Raw genomic sequence first — 2,321 nt, 5'->3', positions numbered from 1 at the left:
AATGACTCGTCTTTTTTGTGTTTCTAACTTCTTATTAGGCTCAAGTAAGTAATCTTTATTCTTTTAATCCTCTCATATTCATTTTCTTTCATCATTTTTGATGTGTAGTTTAAGATTTTCTATTTTATTTTTTGTAGGAGAAATCTGTCGGTGTGTTAAAATAGTACAGTTGTTTTTCGAGATACTTTAATATAGGGAGATTTAAATTTTTTTAAGGAGATAATATGAAAAAGATAGGTATAATTACTATAGTAGTTTTAGTACTTCTAACAGTTACTTATATGTTAGTCGGGAATTATTTTTACAATTATGCGTTGAATGCGAAACAAGAGAAAGAGTTTTTAGAGGATAATCCCCACTTAGTGGAAACAGTGAATGCATCGGGAGGTATGTTTGCTACAAATGAAGAAAAGGATGCGAACTTTGTATCAAATCATAAACCTAATACACGAAACATAAATTCTTTCGATAAGTTGAAATTAACAGGTTATGAATATATGAATGAACAATCTAGCCATAAATGGGCGATTGTAGTTCATGGATATGATAGTAAGGCATCGAAGATGACGAAGTATATCCGGAATTTTTATGAACAAGGCTATAATGTTATAGCGCCAGATCTTCGTGGGCACGGAAATAGTGAAGGCGATTATATAGGGATGGGCTGGCACGATCGTAAAGATATTTTGATTTGGATTCAACAAATTGTAAAGAAAGACCCTAATGCTGAAATAGCACTCTTTGGTGTTTCCATGGGCGGGGCAACTGTAATGATGACTTCAGGTGAAGAGTTACCTTCTAACGTTAAAGTTATTATTGAAGATTGTGGATACTCAACTGTTATTGATGAATTTACTTATCAACTAAAAGATTTATTCCGCTTGCCAAAGTTTCCTGTTATGAATGCAGCGAATACGGTTACTAAATTGAGAGCTGGGTACGATTTAGAAGAAGCTTCAGCTGTAAAACAAGTAGCAAAAAGTAAAACACCTATGCTATTTATTCATGGGGATGCTGATACATTTGTTCCTTATGAGATGTTAGATGAAGTATATAATGCTGCAAAAGTAGAAAAAGAGAAATTAATTGTTCCAGGTGCTGGACATGGAGAAGCGGAGAAAGTAGATTCAAATAAATATTGGAATACTGTATGGAAGTTCGTAGGGAAGTATATTCCGGCGTAATTAAAGTTGTTTCATGTTTATATACGATAATCAGGGGGATAATAGTTTATTCTTTTGATTATCGCTTTTTTATTAATATAGGTATCTACTGTATGAAGGGGATAGAGCAAAAACTTTTGAATTCCTTAATCTCAGTGCTACAATGATTGAAAACTACATGTTAATGAGGTGTTTCTATGAAAATTGAAGTATGGTCAGATTTTGTATGCCCATTTTGCTACATTGGGAAACGTAGGTTAGAAGTAGCTTTAGAGCAATTTCCTCATAAGAAGAATGTTGAAGTTGAGTTTAAAAGTTTTGAATTAGACCAAAACGCTCCAATCTATTCTGGAACAAGTATTAATGAAGTACTTGCGTCAAAGTACGGGATTAGTATTGAAGAAGCTAAGCGTAATAATATACAACTAGGAAATCATGCAGCTAGTATGGGTTTAAGTTTTAATTTTGATGAGATGAAGCCGACGAACACTTTTGATGCGCATCGTCTTGCGAAATTTGCAAAGGATCAAGGGAAAGAAAAAGAGATTACGGAAAATCTACTTTTTGCATATTTCACTGAATCGAGAAATTTAAGTGATGTAGATACGCTTGCTACCATTGCTGAAGCTTCAGGTTTAGATAAGCAAGAAGCTTTACGTGTTATTGATGATAAAGGTGCATATGCAAATGATGTTAGAATTGATGAAGCGATTGCCCAGCAATATCAAATTTCAGGAGTACCTTATTTTATTATTAATCAAAAGTATGCTATTTCAGGTGCGCAACCACTCGAAACTTTTGTCGGTGCGCTTCAACAAGTGTGGGAAGAAGAGAATCCTGCACCTAAGTTACAAGAGCTTTCTTCAGAGGGTGGAAGCGATATGTCTTGTACGGATGAAAGTTGTTCGGTACCTTCAAAAGAATAATAGTTTTTATAAGGGAATAGCAACCCATAGAGTATTTTATGGGTTGCTTATATATTCTTATAGAAGAGATATATAAATAAGATTTATAAAAAATGAAGTTTTTTATAAAAACATATTGACGATTGTAGATCAGAGGTGTAATATAGAACAAGTCGCCGATGACATTAACGTCGAAAGCGACAAACGAAATAAAAAACTTAGTTGACATTAACTAACGAAGATGTTAACATAA

Annotated in this window: 2 protein-coding genes; both read left to right on the top strand. The window is 33.5% G+C overall.

The genetic code is table 11. The annotated features are described in order from the left end of the window. Window positions 1–224 precede the first annotated feature (224 nt). A complete protein-coding gene (locus tag KI369_RS23720; RefSeq protein WP_212957630.1) occupies window positions 225–1,184 on the top strand; it encodes an alpha/beta hydrolase in 960 nt (319 codons plus the stop codon). A gap of 176 nt (window positions 1,185–1,360) precedes the next feature. Beyond that, a complete protein-coding gene (locus KI369_RS23715) occupies window positions 1,361–2,089 on the top strand; it encodes a DsbA family oxidoreductase (protein ID WP_212957628.1) in 729 nt (242 codons plus the stop codon). The last annotated feature ends 232 nt before the right edge of the window (window positions 2,090–2,321 follow it).

The organism is Bacillus sanguinis, assembly GCF_018332475.1.
Taxonomy (GTDB): Bacteria; Bacillota; Bacilli; order Bacillales; family Bacillaceae_G; genus Bacillus_A; species Bacillus_A sanguinis.
Note: the sequence above shows the minus strand (reverse complement) of the source record. Positions and strands in the feature narration are given on the sequence as shown.

Bases quoted from the DNA above. Each gene is read 5' to 3' on its own strand.
- KI369_RS23720 (WP_212957630.1), top strand. From the start codon at position 225: ATGAAAAAGATAGGTATAATTACTATAGTAGTTTTAGTACTTCTAACA.
- KI369_RS23715 (WP_212957628.1), top strand. From the start codon at position 1,361: ATGAAAATTGAAGTATGGTCAGATTTTGTATGCCCATTTTGCTACATT.